Below are 2,170 nucleotides of genomic sequence, written 5' to 3'. Positions count from 1 at the left end.
GGGTTCGCCCTGAGCGTCCCCTGACGCCGGGCCGGCGCGGGCAGCGCGGGCAGCGCGGGCAGCCGGTGGCGGCTGGCCATTTGGTCGACAGCACCACCCGGCCGCTACCCGGCGGCTGCGCTCAGGCCTGCTTGACCAGGGCTGCTTCGACGCTGATCTTGACCTTGTCGCTGACCAGCAGACCGCCCGCTTCGAGGRCCGCGTTCCAGGTCAAGCCGAATTCCTTGCGGCTGATATCCGCCTCGGCGCTGAAACCGGCACGGGTCTGGCCATAGGGATCCACCGCGACGCCGGTAAATTCCACTTCCAGATCAACCGGCTTCGTGGTTCCGCGGATGGTGAGGTCGCCGGAAAGCACGTAGTCCTCGCCCTCGCCCCGGACCGACGTCGCGCGGAAGGTCATCTCGGGGTAGTTCTCGACGTCGAAGAAGTCGGGGCCGCGCACATGGCCGTCGCGGTTGGTGTCGCCGGAGTCGAAGCTGGCGGTCTTGACCGTGGCATGCAGGGAGGCATCCGCCAGCGAGTCTCCGACGCGCGCCTCCGCCGAGGCTTCGTTGAAGCGGCCACGGACTTTGCTGATCCCGGCGTGGCGGACGCTGAAGCCGATTTCGCTGTGGGACATGTCCAGCGTCCAGACGCCAGGGGTCAATCCTTGGGGCAGGGTCATTGCCGTTTCTCCTTCGCATTGATGGCGGACGGACCGCCGAGAATTGGAGGTCCCCCACAAGCATGCTAACGAGGAACCCCGCATGGCAATAGGCACTCAGGCCGGTATGCCGTTCAGGCTCCCTTGGCCGCCGTCACGAAGACCCGGATCTTGGACAGGTCCTTGACGCCACGGGATTGCTCGACGCCGGAGGAGACGTCCACTCCCCACGCGCCGGCCGCCGCGGCGGCTTGAGCCACGTTCACCGGGTCAAGGCCGCCGGCCAGCAGCCACCGCCGCCCTTCCAACCCCAGGGCGCGGACCGAGCCGTAATCCCAGGCCTCCCCGGATCCGGGCACGGCCGCATCGATCAGCAGCAAATCCTCGCCCCAGTCCGCGAACTCCTCCGGCGCTGCCTCCATGGTGATGGCCCTGATGATCTGCAGGCCGGCGTCGTGTACCGCCCGGACGTCCTCGGGCGTGCGTTCACCGTGCAGCTGCAGCCACTCCAGTCCTGCCTCGCGGGCCACCGCGACGGCGTCGGCCGCCGTTTCGTGCCGGAAGACGCCGACGGCGGCCACCCCGGCCGGCACTCCGACGAGCAGCTCCCGGGCCCGGTCCGGGGGAACCTCGCGGGGGCTGCGGGTCAGCACGAAACCGACCGCATCGGCGCCGGCGTCGACCGCGGCCTGCACCGAATCGGCGGTGCTGAGGCCGCACACTTTGACGAACATTCCGGCTCCCTACGCAGCTGATAGTCCCTTTGACGTTAGCAAGACCGCCCCCGCCGCGGCGAGATGACGCCCGGCGGCTAGGCTGGAGCGATGGAGATCATCCGGTTCGCCGAGCTCAAACCCCGCCCGTGGCACACCGGCGGGGTCACCCGCGCCCTGGCCAGCTTCCCGGACGCCGCCGGGCCGGGGACGCCGCAGGACGGGGGCTGGGACTGGCACATCAGCATCGCGGAGGTCGCCAAGGCCGGCCCCTACCCCAGCTTCCCGGGGATGGAACGGGTACTCACCGTGGTCGGCGGCGAACTGCTGCTCCTGACCGTGGACGGCGCCGAGCACCCCCTGGAGAAATACCGGCCGTTCCGGTTTGCCGGCGATGCGGACAGCGCCGGGGCCCTCCCCACCGGGGATATCCGCGAGCTGAACGTTTTGACGCGTACCGGCGCGTACAAGGGCTACACCTCCATTATCGAACTGTCGAAGAAGCGCGCCCACCCGGTGTTCGCCGGCCAGCTCGGCATTCTGCTGCAGGGCCAGGCCACGGTCAGTGCGGGCGGCGGCGCTGGTGCCGGTAACGGCGGCGGTGACACGGACGCCGGCGGCGGTGAGCCGCTCGGCCGGTACGACGCCGTCGTCGGCTCAGGCACCGGCACACCGGAAATCCTGGGCCGCGGTTTCCTCGCGGTCGTGTCGATCGACCCGGTCGCAGACTAGCCGAGACCCGGCCGCCCCGACCCGTCATCGGTTGCTCCACAAGCGCCGTTATGAGCCCTCAAAAGGGCCGGTTCGGAGC

Annotated in this window: 3 protein-coding genes; 1 reads left to right on the top strand and 2 read right to left on the bottom strand. The window is 69.8% G+C overall.

Annotated features, from left to right (window positions below):
* Positions 1-121 precede the first annotated feature (121 nt).
* Together AB4Y86_RS17335 and AB4Y86_RS17330 are read right to left on the bottom strand one after the other, a co-directional pair.
* Positions 122-667 carry a YceI family protein gene (locus AB4Y86_RS17335; RefSeq protein ID WP_441403404.1) on the bottom strand — a complete coding sequence of 182 codons (546 nt, stop codon included), beginning with the start codon at positions 665-667 and terminating at the stop codon, positions 122-124.
* Positions 668-780: 113 nt separating this feature from the next.
* Positions 781-1,380: a phosphoribosylanthranilate isomerase gene (locus AB4Y86_RS17330; protein ID WP_441403403.1), complete on the bottom strand. Its 600-nt coding sequence runs from the start codon at positions 1,378-1,380 to the stop codon at positions 781-783.
* Between the two features lie 90 nt (positions 1,381-1,470).
* On the opposite strand from AB4Y86_RS17330, the gene AB4Y86_RS17325 reads away from it, so the two are divergent.
* Positions 1,471-2,091: a HutD/Ves family protein gene (locus AB4Y86_RS17325; protein WP_441403402.1), complete on the top strand. Its 621-nt coding sequence runs from the start codon at positions 1,471-1,473 to the stop codon at positions 2,089-2,091.
* Positions 2,092-2,170 lie beyond the last annotated feature (79 nt).

The sequence above is a fragment of the Arthrobacter sp. 2YAF22_2 genome (genome assembly GCF_052114645.1).
In the GTDB taxonomy this organism is placed as follows: Bacteria; Actinomycetota; Actinomycetes; order Actinomycetales; family Micrococcaceae; genus Arthrobacter.
Note: the sequence above shows the minus strand (reverse complement) of the source record. Positions and strands in the feature narration are given on the sequence as shown.

Excerpts from the sequence above, each read along its gene's own strand:
- AB4Y86_RS17330 (WP_441403403.1), bottom strand. The coding sequence starts at position 1,380 with ATGTTCGTCAAAGTGTGCGGCCTCAGCACCGCCGATTCGGTGCAGGCC.
- AB4Y86_RS17325 (WP_441403402.1), top strand. The coding sequence starts at position 1,471 with ATGGAGATCATCCGGTTCGCCGAGCTCAAACCCCGCCCGTGGCACACC.